Below are 19,437 nucleotides of genomic sequence, written 5' to 3'. Positions count from 1 at the left end.
TAACGTGAGTTCGACGTAAAAAAGTTGATTTATTTATAATAAAAAAGCGAAAAATTTAGTAAATTAAAGTTCTGAATTTCAATTATATAACTAAATATTTCGCTATGATTTCCGATTCTAAAATTACTGAAATTTTCTGTTCTATTGATGATTTTTGTCTTGAATTTGTCCCTTTTTGGCAAAAAAGCCTACTGGCCAATGGAAAAAAGCGCACCAGAGCTTCAAAAATGGGCCTCTCTGAAGTAATGACCATTCAAGTGCTTTTCCATTTATCCGGGTATAAAACCTTCAAGGATTTTTATATAGGCTATGTCTCAAAACATCTAACCAGTTATTTTCCAAACCTGGTATCCTATAATCGTATGGTGGAACTCAAAGGGCAAAGCTTTATGCCCCTGGCTATTTACCTCAAAGTTTGTGGATTGGCAAATTGTACGGGGATTAGTTTTATAGATTCTACGCCCCTAAGGGTTTGTGACAAGCGAAGAATTAACCAACATAGGGTATTCAAGGATTTGGCACAAAGGGGACAATGTTCCCTGGGTTGGTTCTATGGTTTCAAATTGCACATAATCACCAATGACCAAGGCGGTATCATTGATTTTATGATAACTAAAGGCAATGTGGATGATAGAAAACCTTTACGCTTCAAAGCCTTTGTTAAAAAGCTGTTTGGGAAGCTCTTTGGTGACAAAGGCTACATCTCCAAAGATCTATTTACTGAGTTGTTCTATAATGGAGTGCATCTGGTAACCAAGCTTAAAAAGAACATGAAAACAAAACTATTGACCCCTGTGCAAGATGCTTATCATTTAAGAAAAAGGGCCATTATCGAAACTATTTTTGACCAACTCAAGAACATTTGCCAAGTTGAACATTCTAGACATAGAAGCGTAACCAACTACTTCAATAATATTTTTGCCTCACTTATTGCCTATAATTTTAAAGATAGAAAACCTTCTTTAAAAAACAACTTCGTCGATACAAAGCAACTGTATTTAACTTTATAATTACATCGAACTCACGTTAGTTTATTGATTTTCATTTTTATTGAATTATTATATTAGAATTTTTTGATTGGGAAGTAGTTTAAATTTTTACTTTTCCTTCACCAAGAATTCAGCAACTACAACATATCTTGGTATTATTGGAAAGAAAACAAATGTTATAGTTGTTGTGATATTTATAAAATTGGATTGGTTATTATTATTCAGTCCAAACTACAACTCCTGCAGGCTTTAATGTTTTTACACCCACAAGTATTTTTGCGGTTTCTGGAATGATCATGTTGTATGCTTCAGATGAATAATTTACAGCGAAGTTAAATCCATCACGCCAGTAAACGTAAACCCCTTCTGGATAGTCTTCCGTAGTAGCTCCGGCGGTTTTATAAATATCACTTAAAATATCTTTCTCCAATTTTGAATCATCCGTATCTACACCAATATATGTTACAGAGCCTTTGCCAATTTTATGTCTTACAACAGCGGCTTTTCCTTTATAAAATTGATTATTGTAAGTTGCAAGAACTACTGTTCCTTTTTCAGGCGCAAGCAAATCGGCCCAGTTATTCCAATTGTAATGGGTAGAATTCATTAAAATGTCTCCATTTTTATAAGATGAAAGCATATCGGTTGACTCAACATGTGCGCCAATAAGATTAGATAATGGTGCTGCCCATTCACCTTCCCAGATATGTCCGTCACGGTTTCGTGTTGCGGTACGACACGTTAAAATCAAATGGCCTCCATTAGCTACATAATCTTTCCATCTTTTAACCAAAACTGAATCTGCCAAATCATAAGCGGGTACAATCAAAAATTTATATTTTGAGAAATCTGCTTTCTCCGAAATCACTTCTGAAGGCGCTCCTAAAGACTTTGTCAACTCTAAAAATTTCACAGGATAGCCCCATGTATCCCATTGATGAGTTAATTTTTGCCTATCAATTACCCAGTAATTCTCAAGATTCCAAAGAATAGCTGTTGATCGTGCTACCAATTTTTCAGGCATCTTTTTATTAGGTTTATATTGTTTACGAAGCGATTTAACATCCTCCATAAATTGCATATATTCTTCACCTCCAGGAGAAGGTGTTACCCCATCTGGTTTCATGATACCAGCATGATATTGCTCCGAACTATAATTGATTTGGCGAAACCTATACGAGCATGCTAGTTTACCGCCTGCCGCAAAGGTGTGGTACAACCACATGCGTACCGTACCTGGTAGTAATAAAGGATTATAACTTCCCCAATTAACCGGTCCTGGTTGAATTTCCATAACTCCCGAAACACCACCAACCGATTTATAATATTCAGAAGCAAAGAGAATTAACTTGCCATCCCCCAAACGAAAGCCATTTTCTCCTATATTGTTGCTTCCTCTATTAGGATAGGCGGTATAGGAAGCAAAATCAAGTTTGTTGGTTCTTCGTGGGTCAGCACTGGTACATATGGCCGTATAATTTGTAGTTATATATTGATTATCTAAAATATGTTCCCTTAAAATCCCTGCTTGTAAATCAAGAAAATCTGCCTGACAATCTGCTGAATAACGTTTAAAATCAAGTAACGCATGGGGATTGTTGCCCCACCACCCCACTAAATTGGTATTCGGTATTACAATCTCATCAAAACTATTAAACCATTGGCTCCAAAAAGCTGTACCCCAAACGGCATTTAATGTTTCTACAGTTTTATACTTATTTTTCAACCATTTTCTGAATGCTTCTTGGGAATCTGGACTATAATCAGCAAGTGCTGGAGGCTCATTGTCAATTTGCCATCCTACCACGTTCTTGTTCTGTCCATAACGTTTTGCTATTTCGGCAACAATCCTCCCGACAAACATGCGGTATTTAGAATTAACGGTAGATCCTAACCCTCGAGTGCCATTCTCTGCACGAATATAATGTCCATCCATGATAAAGGTTTCAGGATAGTTTACGCGCATCCATGTTGGTGTTGTTGCTGAAGGCGTACACATGACTATTTTCAGGTTATTTTTCACGCAAAGATTCACGACTTTATCCAACCAAGTGAAATCAAATGTTCCTTCAACGGGTTCCATTTTATACCACGCAAACTCAGCGAGATGAACAAACTCATATCCCATATCTGCTATATTCTTAATATCGCGTTCCCATTGGTTTTCGTTCCAATGTTCAGGGTAATAATAGATACCTGTGGTTATGAGGTCATTTTCTGGAAAAAATCTAGTAGCGTTTTGTGATTGTACATTCCATCCAGCAATCATCATGACCATGATGAATAGTGCTTTGAAAACTTTTGTCTGATTATTACTGTTCTTCATTATGCTTATTTTAATTATCAAGTTTCGTTTTGGCTACTTCTCCCATGTCTCCCATGTTTCCAACGTATGGACGAATAGAGAAACTAAAGGTTGCTTTCTCTGTTTTTAACAAATATCTGTCTAAAGGACCTGGACCACAACTTCCACCACCCAATCCGCAATGCTGCATATCGATAGTCAGTATGGTTTCCTTCCGAGGAGTCAATTCATACGGATGATTTGCTTTCTCTAGGTCAAGCGGTGTATAATGCAAAGCACTGAAATCCATTAAATTACTAGCCGTCACCATCATGCCAACTCCATTATGGTTGCTAATGGTAAACCAACGCACATTAGAGCGATTACCACAATCTTGGGTTCGTAAATAAGGTTCGAACATATCATCAACTGTGGTTTGATAACGACCAACAGCTGCCGATTGCAAACGATCACGGTAATTTTCGTGAGGCCCAGCTCCGTAAAAAGTCACGTTTTCAAAACCTTCTGGCATTTGCAATAAAAATCCAAGTTTGGCCAATGGATAATCCAACTTGTCTGGGGCAAATTCGGTAGTCACATCAACAAAACCGTTGCCATAAATTTTCCATGTTGTATGCTGATGAACGGTGTAGCCTTTAGACGATTTGGAATCGATATCAGCTTCAATAACCAAAACATCACCTTTTTTACCAACGGAAATGCTTTCCACTTTTGGGCGCATATCATACAAAGATGCTTCGCGCCATTTAGGACCGTATCCTCCCCCAAACATGTAATCGTTATCAACGGGTGCGCGGAAAATATTCAGCATGGGTCCAGCAACTTGAGCAATTGTCACAGAATCTTTATAAAGCATTTTCGTTTCGGGTTGAATACCATAAATCGCTTCTGGTTTGGTTTTCAACACAGGTGTTCCAAAATAATCCAAATCGGTAATAGTACCCACTCGTTTATTAAATTTCATGTTGAATGCTTTTCCTGAAACCAGTATCCAATCGCCTTCTTCACGATAGGTCAATGAGGATAAAGTTTCTGGATGAATCGGTTCAATAGCAGGCACATCAAACGGCGCTTCCATTTGCTCCCAAGCAACTACATGTCCGCGCTGAGCCCATTTTTCATCGTTGTGTAATTTGAAAATGACTTTCAAGAAATACTCGCTTCCCGCTTTCAATTGGGGCTTGATTAACGGTATATTGATCTCAGCTGATTTCCCAGGCTCCAGATTAAGTGCATTCATATTCCCTGCTTCTATTACTTGACCATCACTGTTCAATTCCCAAGACAAATCAAATTGATTAAGATTGATAAATTGGTACTTATTTTTAATGTTGACTTTACCGTTAGGAATATCTCCAGGAGTTATGGCAATGTATTGATACACTTTTTTTACCTCTTCCATTTTAGGTGTAATGGCTCGGTCTGGTGTTGTTAGTCCATTAATACAAAAATTCCAATCGGTAGGCCGATCACCATAATCACCACCATAAGCAAAAAAGTATTCCCCGGGTTTTCCAGGAACTTCTTTTTTTATTCCTTGATCTACCCAATCCCAAATACAGCCACCAATCAAACGTTTGTGTCTTTCAATCACATTCCAATATTCCTGTAGGTTACCCACAGCATTTCCCATGGCGTGCGCATATTCACATACAAAGAATGGTTTGGGATCCTCTTTTGCTCCGATATCATCTAGCGATTCCACACTAGGGTACATGATTGATTCAACATCGGCTGCCTCATTATAACCTTGATAGTGGATAGGTCTGGTTGCATCCAATTCCAATGCAGCTTTACGACAAGCGAAAAAATTAACTCCTTTTCCTGCTTCATTGCCAAGCGACCATATAATGACGGAAGGATGGTTTTTAAAGGCTTCAACCATTGATACGACCCTATCAACATGTGCCTTTTGCCATGGAATTTCATGTCCCAAAGATCCCACATCATATCCAAAACCATGAGTTTCAAGGTTAGCCTCACTAACCATATAAATTCCATAACGGTCACACAATTTATAAAAATCGGGGTGGTTTGGATAATGGGCAGTCCGAACGGTATTGATATTAAATTGTTTGAATAATTTCACATCCTGCAACATACTTTCGTAGGTGATATAGCGTCCATTTAAGGGATCAAAATCATGACGGTTGACTCCTTTTAATAGTACGCTTTTACCGTTTACATAAAGCTGTGAATCCTTGATTTCAATTTTTCGGAAACCGAAATGGGACGCTATCACTTCGAGCGTTTTACCCGTTATATTTTTCAAAACGAACACGGTCTGGTACAAATTAGGTGCCTCAGCCGACCATAAATCTGGATAATCAACTTTTGTATCGATGGCCAATTCTGATGTTTTTTTGCCTACAGTAGAAGCGGTCAGTTGTTTGACAAAAATTGGCTTCTCGCCTTGGTATGATTGACCGTCCTTTAATAAATAACCTTCAACCGTTACAGCACCTTTGTATCCTTTATTTTCAAAAGAAAGGGTTGTTTTGAGATTTGCTGAAGTGAAATCGTCACTCAATTCCGAAGTGACAAAAAAGTCACTGACGTGGAATTTTGGAGTGGCATACAAATACACATCTCGAAATATCCCGCTCAAACGCCAAAAATCCTGATCTTCAAGATAGCTGCCGTCACTCCATTGGTAAACTTCAACGGCTAGTGTATTATCTCCTTTTTGAAGATATGGTGTGATATTAAATTCAGCAGGGGTCATACTTCCCTGGCTGTAACCTACTTTTTTGCCATTTACCCACACATACATGGCCGATTGTACACCAGCAAAATGCAAATAAATTTCATGCTCGTCCCAATTCTCAGGAATAACAAAATCGCGGCGATATGATCCTACTGGATTTGGCAATTCACTATTGGTCCAACCAACATAAGCAGGGGTCATTACGTAAGGTGGATTTTTAACAAAAGGATACGTTATATTGGTGTAAATGGGTATGCCGTACCCTTTTATTTGCCAGTTTGATGGCACTTCTATAGTATCCCAATAGTTAACATTAAAGTTGGGCTTATAAAAATCAACAGGACGTAAATCTGGAGATTTTACCCAGTGAAACTTCCACGTTCCATTTAAACATTGATAATAGGGCGACTCGTTGGCATAATCAGCAATAGCCTGATCAATGGTAGCGTATGGAATGTAATCACTATGGGCCAACTCTTTATTAATACCAATTACCTGTTCATTCTCCCAATCGTGTTGCTGCGCAAATACTGCATTGATTGATAAAAATAAAATGGCAATTACCATGGGAAACCTTTTTTCTTTCATTGTATTATTTGTTTTTTAATTTTTTCATATTAAAATCGATCTCAATTTTTTAAGCTTTATATATCTTAATCGGTATACAACTTTAAAAAATTCAACCGTTTACTAACTTGTTTGATCCATTCACACGCCATCAATTCATGTCCAAATGCTGTTGGGTGCACGCCATCCCAAATCCAATAATCAATAGGGGTTCGTTGTGCTTTCTCAAAAACTTGTGGGTAATCAATCACGACAGCATTAAAATCGGCAGCAATCTGTCTTACAATCTCTGCTCTTTCATGGATTATTGGATGCCACTTTTCATATTGATCTTTACGCCATCCAGAAGCAAAAAAGAAGGGCAATCCCAGTACGATCAACATATCTGGGTTTTGCTCCTTACATAAAGTGAGTAACTTACGGTAAGTCGCATCGAAGGTTTTTGCATCTGTGGCCTCTTCTTTTCCCTCAATTATTGCGTTCACATCATTGATACCAACCAACAAGCTTAATACATCCGGTTTCAAATCCAATGTCTCCGTTTGCCATCTTTTTTCAAGATCCCTTACCGAATTGCCACTAATCCCTCTGTTTATGAATTGAAAACCATACTGCGGAAAATCGGCTCCAATCCTACTGGAAACTGCAAAACAATATCCATGTCCTAAAATATGGTTAGGATCTTCATTTCGTCCCCTATTACCATCTGTGATTGAATCACCCTGGAATAAAAAACACAAATTTTCCTTTTCTGGTTTTTGAACTATTGACTTTATATTCGAACACGCCGTGGATAATCCTGTTACAGCAACCCCAGCTACCGACATGAGTTTAATAAAATCTCTTCGAGAGGAATCTTTTGCCATCATTCCATTTTGTTTTTCCTTATCTAAATTCATTACTTCATTATAGAAAACCTCTTGCTTTAAGCCATTTTTTACAAGCATCTGGCCATGAAGATTCTGTGTTTTCCGTTCTTCCAAGGCCGTATCCATGACCACCAGATTGATAAATATGAAGTTCGCAGGGAACCTTGTATTTTTCCAAGGCTAATGCATACCCAATGCTATTTTGCACTGGTACCGCACCATCATCTATGGAATGAACCAAAAATGCCGGTGGTGTTTCTTCATTTACCTGTAACTCATTTGAAAAATGCTTTTTTCGCTCTAAAGATGGATTATCTCCCAATAAATTCACTTGAGAACCTTTATGCGTGATGCTTTCTTCCATAGAAATTACTGGATAAATCAATAGCGAAAAATCGGGGCGAGCACTGATAGAACCAGCTACTTCATATACTTTTTCATTAAAATGGGTTGATAGTGTGGATGCAAGATGTCCTCCTGCTGAAAATCCCATGATTCCAACTTTTGTAGAATCAATTCCCCATTCCTTTGCGTTACGGCGTACAATACGAATCGCTTCCTGTCCATCCTGTATAGGACCAACAGATTTATCGACCATAAGAGCATCATTGGGCAATCGGTATTTCAACACAAAAGCGGTAATGCCTAAACTATTCAACCATTTGGCTACCTGTGCTCCTTCATGATCAATAGCAAGCCCCCAATAACCACCGCCCGGACATATAATGACCGCCGTACCTGTTGCCATTTCTTTAGGAGCGGGGTACATATCAAGTGTAGGGTTGGTAACAAATCGCATCTTTGTCCAATTATCTGCAGAATCAACAATTTGTTGGTAATCGGTATTGGTAATTGCCCCAGGAACCTTTCCGTTCCAAAGATCAATAACCTGACTTTGACCGAACGTATTAGCAACTATTGCTATTTGACAGATACATACCAGTATTAATGATTTAAAATTTTGAAGACTCATTATTCTTTGATATTTGGATTTATCTTATTAGTACATGACAAAAATCAAAATATATTGAGATGTCAGTTTGAGTCTTTCGTAAACTACGCTTTTATCTTCAAATAAAAATGTATTTTCATTTTCGATAATGCTCAATGTGACACGCTTCAATTTTTGTCATGTACTAAAATATATCTTACTAAATGAATTATTTAATGCCGTATATTATTTTGTTTTAAAATAATCATGCATAATATACCAAGCTTTCTTCTTTTCTACTTTTTCAGATAACAGCCCTTTTCTATTATACCCATTTTGATATAGCTGATTCATCCTTCCCAATGACCTGTAATCGAATAATAGCCAAGGACACACGCCGCTTAAATTGGGAATTGTATTGAACATTTCTATTTGATCCTTATAAATTTGCTCCTGATATGTTTCTGTCCAGTTGGCAGCTTCATCTGTTGGTTTTGTATTATTTCCATATACAGCCTCGCCTCCAAATTCAGAAATAAACACTGGCTTGTTAGGAAAAGAGATATCCCATGTCACATCAGCAGGTTTTCCTTCCCATGGGAGGTACCATCCTATATATTCGTTAAGGGCAACCAAATCGGAATACTTGTAAAGTTCATCCCTAACGATGAATGAATTATTCGTATAAGATTGCGAATTTATAACATTGGTAATCAATCGGGTTGAATCCAATGTCTTGCATTTTTGAGTTAGTTCAACAAGCGCTTCATTTCGGTTTGGTGTACCCGGATATGTTTCGTTTGACAGACTCCAGACAATAACGCTACTGCGGTTTTTGTCCCGGCTAACCATCTCTTTGAGCATGGTCTCCATTTTTTGTGGGACAACACTATCGGAGAACTGCATGAATTGATAAATGGGAAGTTCACTCCATACCATCAATCCCATTTTTTCAGCTTCCTTGACTATATTTTCATTGTGAGGATAATGGGCCAAACGAACCAAATTGCATCCCAATTCTTTGGCAGTATTCAATAGTAGCAAGGCATCTTCTTTTGAATGTGCCCTAGTGCCTTTAAGTGGATTCTCTTCGTGAATATTTACTGCTTTCAAAAAAATGTCTTTTTTATTCAGTACTACTTTAGTTCCTTGCACTTCTATACTCCTAAACCCAATACTATCTACAACCACATCAGTTTCACTTTCAATGATGACTTTATATCGCTTAGGATTTTGTGGAGACCAAAGACTGAAATTCGAAGCAAACTCAACACTGGCATAACCGTCATCGTTTGCTTTTGTTTTATAGACTTTATTAAGCTCTGGTATTTTAATTGTTACCTTTTGTTTTGCTTTTGTTCCATCTAATTTTACCCATCCCAATACGTTATTTAAGTTGCCTTTTTTTAGTTGAATGGAATAATCTTCTATAAAAGTATTGTTGGTTTCAATTAAATTAACATCACGGGTAATCCCGCCATAGTTAAACCAGTCATATCCCGCACTAGGTACGCCATTATTTAAACGTCTGTTATCTACTTTAACAACTAGAACATTATCTCCATTTTTTACTTTATCAGTAATTTCGAATTGAAAAGGCGTAAATCCTCCTTCATGGCTTCCAATTTTTTCACCATTAAGGTATACGTTTGCCAAATAATTTACTGCCCCAAAATGGAGAAATAACCTTTTTTCTGCGTCAGACTTATAATTGAATACTTTTTTATACCAAACATTGCCTTCAAAATAAGTGAGTTCACATAGTTGCGAGTTAAAGTCGCCAGGTACTTTTAACATAGGGCCTCCATCAAAAGAATGCTCAATAAAGTCCGTCTTTTTTTCAGGCTTTTTTTCCTTCCAGACCTCTTTCCAGTCACCTGCGCCTAATGGATCTATAATCACCTGCCAGTCACCATTTAAACTTGTCAAATTTCGAGATTGAACATTGATCATTGCTGTTTGGGCTTGTAAATAACTACCCCATAGGGAAAAGAGCAAAACCATTAAAAAATTTCCTCTAAAACCTATTTTCCAACTTTTTAAAAATCTTTTTTTTTGTATCATTTATTTTATGCATTTATTTTTCTGAAAAATCAGTTGCTTTAAATTTAAATATTAAGAAACAACTGGCTTAATTCTTTCTTGTTCTGTAATTACCTCTATTTCAGCATATCCTGTAACATCATTGCCCGCTGTGTTTTCAATGTTTAGCAGTTTGACCATCTTTTTTCTAAATGCACTACGGGTTATTTTAAGAATTTCCAATAATCAAAATCCACTATGTTGGTCTCGGCTGTTCCTTTAAAAACAAAATATAAATCGTGAATTCCTGAAACTTTTTTAACATCAATTGTTTGTAATGCCCATTGGTCATTGCCTTCCGTCATTGGTACATTTACGGTTCCTATTAACTCTCCGTCTTTAGCGTCCAATCGTATCTCCATTGAAACATTTCCGTTGTGCGTTGTGCCAATTCTTGTCGTGAATTTCGAAGCGCCTTTTTTACGGAAATCCACCTCTTTTACTTTGATAAAAGCGTCATTGTATTTTGCCATAATAAAATTGCCAACCACATCATCGTTCATTGACTTCACTCCTTCAGACCAAGCAATGGTTTCTGCTTCAGTTTTGATATAAGGATTTAATGGATTTAAACTCTTTTTAATACCTTCTGTCATATTCATTTGCACGATTGAACCATCTTTATTAAACCTGGCTTCTTCTACACAAACTGAACGAGTAAAACCACCTCCTCCTGACAATGCTGCATTGTGATAGAAAAAATAGCTCTTTCCCTTAAAATCAATGATGCCGGGATGATTGGTAAAAGAACCTCCTTGTACAGGCATGACGACACCTTGATAGTTCCAAGGTCCTGTTATACTTTTACTGGTTGAATAACCAATATGTTCCGGTATGGGCCCTGCTGCAAAAAATAAATAATAGAGGCTATTGCGTTTATACAGCCATGGTCCTTCCTCATAAGTGGTAGGTCTGTCATTTTTTTCTCCTTCGCGCTTACCAAAAGATTCTATAGTATTCGGTATCTGTTTAACTTCACCCGAATAGGATGTCATATCCTCATTCAGTTTTACGTAATACAAGCCGGGATTTCCCCAAAACAAATACGCCTGACCATCCTTATCAATAAATGGGGTAGGATCGATATCGCTCCAAATATGATCGGAATCGATAAGTCTCTTGCCAATAGGGTCTTTAAATGGACCATAAGGACTATCTGAAACCAAAACTCCTATGCCTCCGCCATGCGTGGGACAATACAAATAAAATTTACCATCTCGTTCAATACACTGAACTGCCCAAGCACCATTATCTTGCTTTGCCCAACTAAAATCTTTGAGAGAAGCAACTATTCCATGGTCTTTCCAATTGACCATATCGGTTGATGTATAAAGTGACCAATTGAGCATTTTAAAACCCTTGCCATCGGCATTGGCATCGTCTTCATCATGGCTTGTATACAAATACACTGTGCCGTTATGTACCATTGGTGCCGGATCTGCTGTATAATTGGTTTGCACAATAGGATTTTGTGCTTCACCAATGGAACAATTTAAGATAGCTACAAGTGTCGCTATAAGTTTATAGGTATGTTTCATTTTTTTATTTAGTTATTAATATTTAATTCTGAACCAATCAAAATCTACATATCCGCCAGTATTTTTTGTTGCATAATTAAACAAGCCAAAACGATACCCCATAAAATGTGGGATGTCGTAGGTCATTTTCAAAGGTCGACCTATCGGTTGCCAAACTTTTCCATCAAGACTGTAAAAGAAACTAGCTTCATCTTTCCCATTAAGAGCCCAAAGGTTATTAGCTTCATCGTTCATGCCGGTAAAATCGCAATCGATTCTGAAGTAAATTTGGTCTTGATCCAATGGAATTCGCTTTACTTCGACAGGCTTATCATTATCAGTAGTGATCATTACTATCGACTTTTGACCCGCGTCAATTTTAACCCCCACTAATCCATACTTTTTTTGGAGAACTGAGAATCCGGCAAAATCGCCGTCTTTCATTTTGGAAACATCCAGAGCAACAGAAGCTGAGCTGGTTGGACCAATAGTGCGTTGTGTAAGTGTGTTTCTGGCCTGAAGAAAATCAGTGTCGATTCTTCCTGTTTTGAGGCGCAGGAATCCTTTTCTTTCTTCTATTGACCAAAGTTTGTTATCCGGATTATGATTCCATTGCCATGCTAAAGGAAGTGCTGCTTGTCCTTTTTTTCGCTTGAATTCATCAGAAGCAACCAAATTCGGAATCAAACCTTTACTGGCTGGCAGGTCTAATGTTTCCGGAACTCTGCCGTTTTCTCCTAATACAGGCCAACCGTCTTCCCACTTGACAGGAACGAGATAAGGAACACGGCCAACAGCAGCATAATCGCGAAAAAGATAAGAGAACCAACGTCCATCAGGAGTGTCTATCAATCCTCCTTGAGCAATTCCTCTATCCTGTAAGCCAACTTTTCCTTCCCAAGGACCGTTGATATTATCTGCCCTGTGTATAATTACAGTTCGCATTTCACCGCGTGCCGCGCAAATATTAAATAAATAATATTTCCCTTTTACTTTAAATAATTGAGATCCTTCAGCATTAAGACCCACATTTAGTCCACATGGGGCGTTGGCGTTCTCGATGAGAATCCTTTCCGGAACGCTTTGTTTAATTCCTGTCAGATCCTCATTTAATTCCATAATTTTTAGTGTGCCGGCGTTATGAATTACATAATTCTTGCCATCATCATCAAAAAACAAGGAAAGGTCATGAAGTGCGGGCTTAAAAGAAATTCGCTTCCAATCTCCTTTTTCTATATCTTTCGTTGTAAAAATATAGGTTTCATTGGTGGTTTGTGCAAAAACGGCTACATAGTACGTGCCGTTGTGGTAGCGCAAACTACTTGCCCAGGTACCTTTACTATAGGCGTTTTTTCCTTCTGTTAAATTTAGCTCCGGCATATCTGCCAAACTTTCATGCGCGTAGTTGATCAGTTTCCAATTGACAAGATCTGTAGATTTCATGATCGGCAAGCCGGGGTTCATGTGCATCGTTGTACTGCTCATATAATAATTTTTACCAACCCTAATTATCGATATATCAGGCACATCAGCAAAAATGATTGGATTTTGGGCTTGCGCCAAAGCAACGGCCTGAACAAACAAAAAAAGGAAGGTGAAAATGAACTTAATTTTTTTTTTCATAGGATAAAAGATTAATTGAGAATTGAAATTGATGCAATAGATATTTTTTTTCATAATAGAAATTAGTATTTGTTTTTAAAATTGCTTTAAGATTAAGAATCCCACTATTTATAATTGTTTTTCAGGACTAATTATTATTGCAAAACCACCACCATTAGCCATATTTACAATTAGTTTATCGTTACTTGTAATATTAACTATTTCGCGTTTATAGTCTGTAGCATCTTTATTTGCATTAATGCCATCTTTAAAAATTTCGGCGGAGTAGGTTCCCTCGCTCAGGAAAGATAGGTCTATCGAAATTTCTCTTGCCGACCAATTGGTCAAACCACCTACAAACCACCTATCATCCTTTCGTCTGGCCAGAGCAGCATATTCGCCAACTTTTCCATCGAGGGCGATTGTTTCATCAAAAGTGGTTGGAATCTGAGAAATAAAGGTTGTGCTTTCCTGCTCTTTCATATAGGCTGTAGGACTATCAGCCATCATTTGCAATGGTGCTTCATAAATAATATACATACCTAATTGATGACACCTTGTTCCCTGACTCATCGGCATGGAATTGCTCGGACGAAAATCTGCTCTTGTTGTATTACGCATGGCTCCAGGTGTATAATCCATAGGTCCGGCAAGCATTCTGATGAAGGGGATGCTGGTCGCATAATATGGCATATCTTCATTTGGTGTCCACTTAACGTTCTCCAAACCTTTAACCCCTTCAAAATTAACAATATTCGGGTAGGTTCGTTGAATACCGGTGGGTTTATACACACCATGGTAATCAATAAAGAGCTTATAAGAAGCTGCCTTTTTAGCAATATCATGAATCGATTTTACCATTTTTTGATCATCACGATCTATAAAATCTATCTTAAAGCCCTTCACTCCCATTTTTGAATATTTGGAAAAAGCATCATCCAAAACCTGATTTATGGCATACCATGAGGCCCAGAGAATAATACCAACATTTTTTTGCTTTCCATAGTTGATGAGTTCTTCGATATCCATACAGGGTGACACTTTCAGCATATTGGTCTCTTCACTCCAGCCTTCATCCAGCACGACATACTCAATGTTGTTTTTGGAAGCAAAATCGATGTAATATTTATAGGTTTCCGTATTAATTCCTGCCTTAAAATCAACCTTCGATATATTCCAGTCGTTCCACCAATCCCACGCTACTTTACCTGGTTTTATCCAGCTTATATCAGTGATTTGTGAAGGTGTAGAAAGTTTTTGAACCATATCATTATTCAATAGGTCTTTATCGTTCTCACTTATTATTATTGCTCTCCATGGGAAATTTCGGGAACCCTGTGTTTGAGCAATATAAGATTCCCGCTTTACCACGATATAGTTCATATGATTAAAGCCTCCTAGACGTTCTTCCTTTGGGTAATGAGCAAATTCCCCTTTCAAACCTTGTTGCGTTTCCTCATTTCGAGTTAAGAACATTCCAGGATAATTCTCTAGTTCAGCTTCTATGATAGCAGCCTTTTTCCCATTTCCCAAATCGATAAGGAGTGGCGAAATAGCCAGTGAATCTTTTACAAATTTGGAAAGAGGAATCTCAACATAGTTGCATTCAAAAGCAGATGTATACATATCATTTTCCCTTAGATCGCGCACATATGGAACAAAGGCTTTATGGTCTTTGCTGAAATTAAAATTAGCTTCCTCAGATTCGATAATGATTTGCCTCTTCTTCGTTGTAAAAAAACGATAAGCTACGCCATCGTTATAGGCTCTTAAAATCAAACCAAAATCACCCTTAAAGCTTATAATGAGCTGATTGTACTCATCTATCACTGTTTGCTTTTTATAAATGGGTGTGACAAAAGAGGTGTTGACTTTTGACTTTTTAACACTAATAATCTTTGCATTGTTTCCTAAAACTAATCCATTATCGAGTGTCAATGAGATGGACGAAGGAACAATAACTTCTGTGTTTTCATGATTGACAGACCATGAGATTTTCGCTCCACTTTCTAAAGCCATATCAATCTTCCCGTTTGGAGACTTTAAGTGGATTACCTGAGCAACGCCAACACCTGTTGATAAATGTGCAAGAATAACTATATGTAAAAAAAATCTATTCATTTGATTGTTCATTATTATTATTTAACCATTTTGATATTTATTGCAGATTCTTCTAAAGTGGGCGATGTTACCGATAATTTAATTTCACCCGCCTCATAATTGCTTTTTACTACTACCAGAGCACGTCCCTTCCATGCTTTACGACTGTTGCCTTTTTGTTGGAAACAACTGGAGTTGATATACCAACGCCCCAATGTGCCACATGTACCGGATTTGTAACCGTCACCCAAACATGGCGATAAATACCCGAACCACTATACCATCGACTGTTCATCTGTTGTGAATTATCAACTCGAACCGCTATGACGTTTTCTTTATCGAAATGAAGATGTGGTGTCAGGTCATAGAAGAAAGACGAATAACCGTATGGACGAATACCCAATGATTTTCCATTGATAAATACTTCGGAGTTCATATAAACACCTTCAAAATAAATGGAAACGATTTTGTCTTGCCACTCACTGGATGCTTGAAAAGTTTTTCGGTACCAGCCAATTCCTGCCGGAAAATAACCGCCACCTTTACCTGTAGGGTTTTGAGGATCAATTTGTCCTTCTATGCTCCAATCATGCGGTAAATCAAGTTTGCGCCAGCTTGAATCATTGAAATCATCTGCTTTGGCTTCAGGGGCATCGCCCAAAAAGAATTTCCAATCAGAATCAAACAATTGCTTTCTTTCCATCCCGTTTTGCGCATTGCCTGAAAAAAAGCTTATAAATAGTATAAATGCGAATACTATTTGTTTTGCAAAATAATTTTTCATGTGTGAATTAAAGCTGTTCATTTTGTTGTGTATATATTTCTAATTGTATTATGAATATGGGGATTCATTTATCGATAAGTTATTCTTAATTATGTCTATCTATGGTGTTATTTTTTGATGATTTATTTAGCCTTTACATCTCCTTGTAGAAAACTATTATCTTAACGCAAAGGAGTTATCCGATACAGTCCTGCACCATGTTGTGGCAATTCACGCTCGAAGCTCCCTTTAAAGGTTCCCATATCTTTATGATTCCACAAATCGCGTACTTTTACTTTGCCTTTTATACCAATGTCCTCAAAGTTTACTTTTACATTGGCCTTGTCGGGCAAATTTAATGTTCCTTTATCAACCAAAACTCCAAAATTCACTGAGCCTATGTCCTGTGTTACGTAGCCGGTTGCTGTAAAAGAATCATATCCTTCAGGCAATTCATAAACGATCACAGACTCTGCATGAGCACCAATTCCCTCTCGTGTTTCATTATTTATAATAATTGGATTATTATCACAGGTACGATTGACATTCGCATCTCCCCAGCCTGAAGTTGCACTCAGCCATTTGAGGTCAGTCAGTTTTAAATCGCCTTTGGGGCCGTGAAGTACTGGATCGACCCAAACGATATGATCCCAATCATTAGTATTTCCGCCATCTTTCACAAAGAGAACAAGTTTTTTACCATCTTTTACCGATACTTCTATCTTTTGTGAACTTCCTTTGCCTGCAATTATTGGACTGACATAATCGGCATTGTTGAAATCAACATTCTCTCCCTTGCTTTGCGCATTGAAGAGGGCCACATATTTGTCTTTGCTATTAGGCACATCGGCTGTCCATACAATCAGATTCTTTTCGCGCGACACCTGACGGTTATTTATGCTGTGTTGATTTACTTTGAGCATTTCGGGATTGGTGAGTACTTCCTTGGTAAAATCGTCTAGTTTGGTCATATCTCCACCAAAAATAAGTGGTGAACGACCAATAGCCCAAAGGCTCATAAGCGTATAGTGTTCGTTTTTGGTGAAATTGGTTGGGCGGTTGAATTCAACAGTACCAATGGGTAACATATCGGCATCGGGGAAATGTCCGGGTCCACGAAAAGGTGTCCACACATCCATTCGCTCAAACATACCTTTCAACAATCCCCATCGATCCCAAAAATCATCGGTGATACGCCACATATTAGCATGATTCATAACATGCTCGCCCATTTTAACCGGCGTTGCTCCCGGCGACAAACTTAACAGAATGTGTCGACCGGTTTTATCTATTGCTTTGCGAAGAGCTTCAATTTCGGTCTTTTGCACATCATCGTAAGGGCGTGAAATATCGTCGCACTTGATAAAATCCACTCCCCAGTCGGCATACATCTGCACAATGGAATTATAGTAAGCCTGACCTTCAGGGCTATTAGCATCAACGCCGTACATATCAGGATTCCAACCGCAGGTAGAGTTTTTAATGGCAATATCCTGAGCTTTTACGTTTGTCCCGAGTACAGGTGTATTTTTTTCGACAGCCTGACGAGGAATTCCGCGCATAATATGAATTCCGAATTTCAGTCCTTTGGAGTGTACATAGTCTGCAAGGTGTTTGAACCCTTTTCCATCTGCAGCCGAAGGAAATTTTTTCAAACCTGGCGTTAAGCGGCCATATTCATCCATGGTAAGTATTGCCTTCGAGTCGTAATAATGTCCTTTTGATTCAGGCTCATACCATTGAATATCCACTGTGAGATAGTTGTATCCGCTTGGTAAAAGGTATTTTGCCATCGCATCTGCCTGTTCTTTTATTTGCTGTTCGGTAACGGTTGTTCCAAAACAATCCCAACTGTTCCACCCAAGAGGTGGTGTGGATGCCCATTCGTGATATTTTTGGGCTGTTTGTGCATTTATAACGCTAAAGACAATTGCCAAAACCAAGGTAAGCTTATATTTCATTTTTTATTTTAATTAGGTTTAATATTATAGTTTTCTAATTTTTATTTTTTATTTTGCGGTGTTAGTAACGCAACAAATCCAGCTCTTCGAAGCATTTTTTATCTGCCATACTAATCTATTGTCTCCAAATATCCTTATTCACTCTTTGGCTATTTGGCTTCGTATCCTAATAGAGTAAGCATTTCAAGACCATATCGCCTACCTAATTCCCTGTAACCATTGGAATCAAAATGGGCATTGTCAAATCCAGTACAACCTTCAGAGGAAATAATATGTGCCGTTGGAACTATATCAGGCAATTTCCTTATAATGGGATTCATTTTTGAACAACAATTGCCATCAGCAGATAATAACTCGCCTGCTAAAAGAGGAACTGAACCGGCATTTAACGAAAGGTCGGTCAACATATCACCGTAAATTTTCTTTACATACGACGGCCATTGTTCTTGTCCCGCATTTGTCTCCCCTTGGTGCAAAAGTATGCCTTTAACGACGCCATCTTTTTGAGCCAATTTGGCCAAACCTACAAGATATTGATAAGGATTCTCATTATAAGACGCTACCAGCGAGGTAAACCATTTGTCCTTGTAGGTCGAATCGAAATCCTTGTAAATATCTTTGTCGAACAGCCTAATGTCACAGCCGGCAACAGAAACGTTAATAATCCCAACTGTAATATTATCCGGAAGATTGGCAACCAAAGTTCTTCCGAAATAATCTGCAGGCGATAGTCCTGAATTACATTGACAGATAGGTGGAACGGCAGGACTCCATTCAGCCTTCTTTTTATTTAGGTCTGGGCAATCTAGTGCCTGAAACACCTTGAATCGGTTATTTACTGTCATATCCTGACTCTCAATTGGAGCTGCACCTTGCATGTTGGATTGTCCAAAACAGATAAAAATATAGAAGTTGCGATCTTGCGCAAAAGCTCCTGTATTCAAAACGAGTAAGCCTACAACAGTAAAAACGAAAACATGTAGTCTCTTCATATTATTAAGTTCTTTGTTAAATAACACATTAAATTGAGATTAAAAGCTGTTA

General features: G+C 37.9%; 13 protein-coding genes. 1 reads left to right on the top strand and 12 read right to left on the bottom strand.

Annotated features, from left to right (window positions below; all coding sequences use genetic code 11):
• Window positions 1-104: 104 nt before the first annotated feature.
• Window positions 105-1,010 (top strand): IS982 family transposase, encoded by a 906-nt coding sequence (locus CSW08_RS02500; RefSeq protein ID WP_106657880.1) that lies wholly within the window; start codon window positions 105-107, stop codon window positions 1,008-1,010.
• 196 nt (window positions 1,011-1,206) lie between these two features.
• Here the strand turns inward: CSW08_RS02500 and CSW08_RS02495 are convergent, their stop codons facing one another.
• The 12 genes from CSW08_RS02495 to CSW08_RS02445 form a co-directional block, all read right to left on the bottom strand.
• Complete coding sequence (locus tag CSW08_RS02495) at window positions 1,207-3,315, bottom strand: beta-galactosidase (RefSeq protein ID WP_106658323.1); 2,109 nt, start codon at window positions 3,313-3,315, stop codon at window positions 1,207-1,209.
• 10 nt (window positions 3,316-3,325) lie between these two features.
• Entirely contained in the window at window positions 3,326-6,589 is a 3,264-nt protein-coding gene (locus CSW08_RS02490; protein WP_106658322.1) for a glycoside hydrolase family 2 TIM barrel-domain containing protein, read from the bottom strand.
• 65 nt (window positions 6,590-6,654) lie between these two features.
• Window positions 6,655-7,563: an SGNH/GDSL hydrolase family protein gene (locus CSW08_RS02485; RefSeq protein WP_203226839.1), complete on the bottom strand. Its 909-nt coding sequence runs from the start codon at window positions 7,561-7,563 to the stop codon at window positions 6,655-6,657.
• Entirely contained in the window at window positions 7,475-8,410 is a 936-nt protein-coding gene (locus CSW08_RS02480) for an alpha/beta hydrolase (RefSeq protein WP_106658321.1), read from the bottom strand. The genes CSW08_RS02485 and CSW08_RS02480 overlap by 89 nt, the downstream gene beginning before the upstream one ends.
• A gap of 204 nt (window positions 8,411-8,614) precedes the next feature.
• Window positions 8,615-10,432 carry a glycoside hydrolase family 2 protein gene (locus tag CSW08_RS02475; RefSeq protein WP_238987186.1) on the bottom strand — a complete coding sequence of 606 codons (1,818 nt, stop codon included), beginning with the start codon at window positions 10,430-10,432 and terminating at the stop codon, window positions 8,615-8,617.
• 182 nt (window positions 10,433-10,614) lie between these two features.
• A complete protein-coding gene (locus CSW08_RS02470; RefSeq protein ID WP_106658320.1) occupies window positions 10,615-11,988 on the bottom strand; it encodes a glycoside hydrolase family 43 protein in 1,374 nt (457 codons plus the stop codon).
• Window positions 11,989-12,003: 15 nt separating this feature from the next.
• Window positions 12,004-13,590 carry a glycoside hydrolase family 43 protein gene (locus CSW08_RS02465; protein WP_106658335.1) on the bottom strand — a complete coding sequence of 529 codons (1,587 nt, stop codon included), beginning with the start codon at window positions 13,588-13,590 and terminating at the stop codon, window positions 12,004-12,006.
• A gap of 108 nt (window positions 13,591-13,698) precedes the next feature.
• A complete protein-coding gene (locus CSW08_RS02460; protein ID WP_106658334.1) occupies window positions 13,699-15,690 on the bottom strand; it encodes a glycoside hydrolase family 97 protein in 1,992 nt (663 codons plus the stop codon).
• Between the two features lie 17 nt (window positions 15,691-15,707).
• The gene (locus CSW08_RS18490) at window positions 15,708-15,884 is read right to left on the bottom strand and encodes a hypothetical protein (RefSeq protein WP_157831413.1); all 177 of its coding nucleotides are present in this window, start codon (window positions 15,882-15,884) and stop codon (window positions 15,708-15,710) included.
• Window positions 15,803-16,453, bottom strand: coding sequence for a sugar-binding domain-containing protein (locus CSW08_RS02455; RefSeq protein WP_238987185.1), 651 nt, complete (start codon window positions 16,451-16,453; stop codon window positions 15,803-15,805). Before CSW08_RS02455 ends, CSW08_RS18490 begins: the two co-directional genes overlap by 82 nt.
• A gap of 161 nt (window positions 16,454-16,614) precedes the next feature.
• The gene (locus tag CSW08_RS02450; protein WP_106658318.1) at window positions 16,615-18,393 is read right to left on the bottom strand and encodes an NPCBM/NEW2 domain-containing protein; all 1,779 of its coding nucleotides are present in this window, start codon (window positions 18,391-18,393) and stop codon (window positions 16,615-16,617) included.
• A 149-nt stretch (window positions 18,394-18,542) separates the two neighbouring features.
• Window positions 18,543-19,385, bottom strand: a complete 843-nt coding sequence (locus CSW08_RS02445; RefSeq protein WP_106658317.1) for a sialate O-acetylesterase — start codon at window positions 19,383-19,385, stop codon at window positions 18,543-18,545.
• Between the last annotated feature and the right edge of the window lie 52 nt (window positions 19,386-19,437).

It is taken from the genome of Confluentibacter flavum (assembly GCF_002843175.1).
In the GTDB taxonomy this organism is placed as follows: domain Bacteria; phylum Bacteroidota; class Bacteroidia; order Flavobacteriales; family Flavobacteriaceae; genus Confluentibacter; species Confluentibacter flavum.
The sequence above is the reverse complement of the archived record's forward strand: the minus strand, read 5'-3'. Positions and strand labels throughout refer to the sequence as shown.

Bases quoted from the DNA above. Each gene is read 5' to 3' on its own strand.
- CSW08_RS02500 (WP_106657880.1), top strand. From the start codon at position 105: ATGATTTCCGATTCTAAAATTACTGAAATTTTCTGTTCTATTGATGAT.
- CSW08_RS02495 (WP_106658323.1), bottom strand. From the start codon at position 3,315: ATGAAGAACAGTAATAATCAGACAAAAGTTTTCAAAGCACTATTCATC.
- CSW08_RS02490 (WP_106658322.1), bottom strand. From the start codon at position 6,589: ATGAAAGAAAAAAGGTTTCCCATGGTAATTGCCATTTTATTTTTATCA.
- CSW08_RS02485 (WP_203226839.1), bottom strand. From the start codon at position 7,563: ATGGATACGGCCTTGGAAGAACGGAAAACACAGAATCTTCATGGCCAG.
- CSW08_RS02480 (WP_106658321.1), bottom strand. From the start codon at position 8,410: ATGAGTCTTCAAAATTTTAAATCATTAATACTGGTATGTATCTGTCAA.
- CSW08_RS02475 (WP_238987186.1), bottom strand. From the start codon at position 10,432: ATGATACAAAAAAAAAGATTTTTAAAAAGTTGGAAAATAGGTTTTAGA.
- CSW08_RS02470 (WP_106658320.1), bottom strand. From the start codon at position 11,988: ATGAAACATACCTATAAACTTATAGCGACACTTGTAGCTATCTTAAAT.
- CSW08_RS02465 (WP_106658335.1), bottom strand. From the start codon at position 13,590: ATGAAAAAAAAAATTAAGTTCATTTTCACCTTCCTTTTTTTGTTTGTT.
- CSW08_RS02460 (WP_106658334.1), bottom strand. From the start codon at position 15,690: ATGAATAGATTTTTTTTACATATAGTTATTCTTGCACATTTATCAACA.
- CSW08_RS02455 (WP_238987185.1), bottom strand. From the start codon at position 16,453: ATGAAAAATTATTTTGCAAAACAAATAGTATTCGCATTTATACTATTT.
- CSW08_RS02450 (WP_106658318.1), bottom strand. From the start codon at position 18,393: ATGAAATATAAGCTTACCTTGGTTTTGGCAATTGTCTTTAGCGTTATA.
- CSW08_RS02445 (WP_106658317.1), bottom strand. From the start codon at position 19,385: ATGAAGAGACTACATGTTTTCGTTTTTACTGTTGTAGGCTTACTCGTT.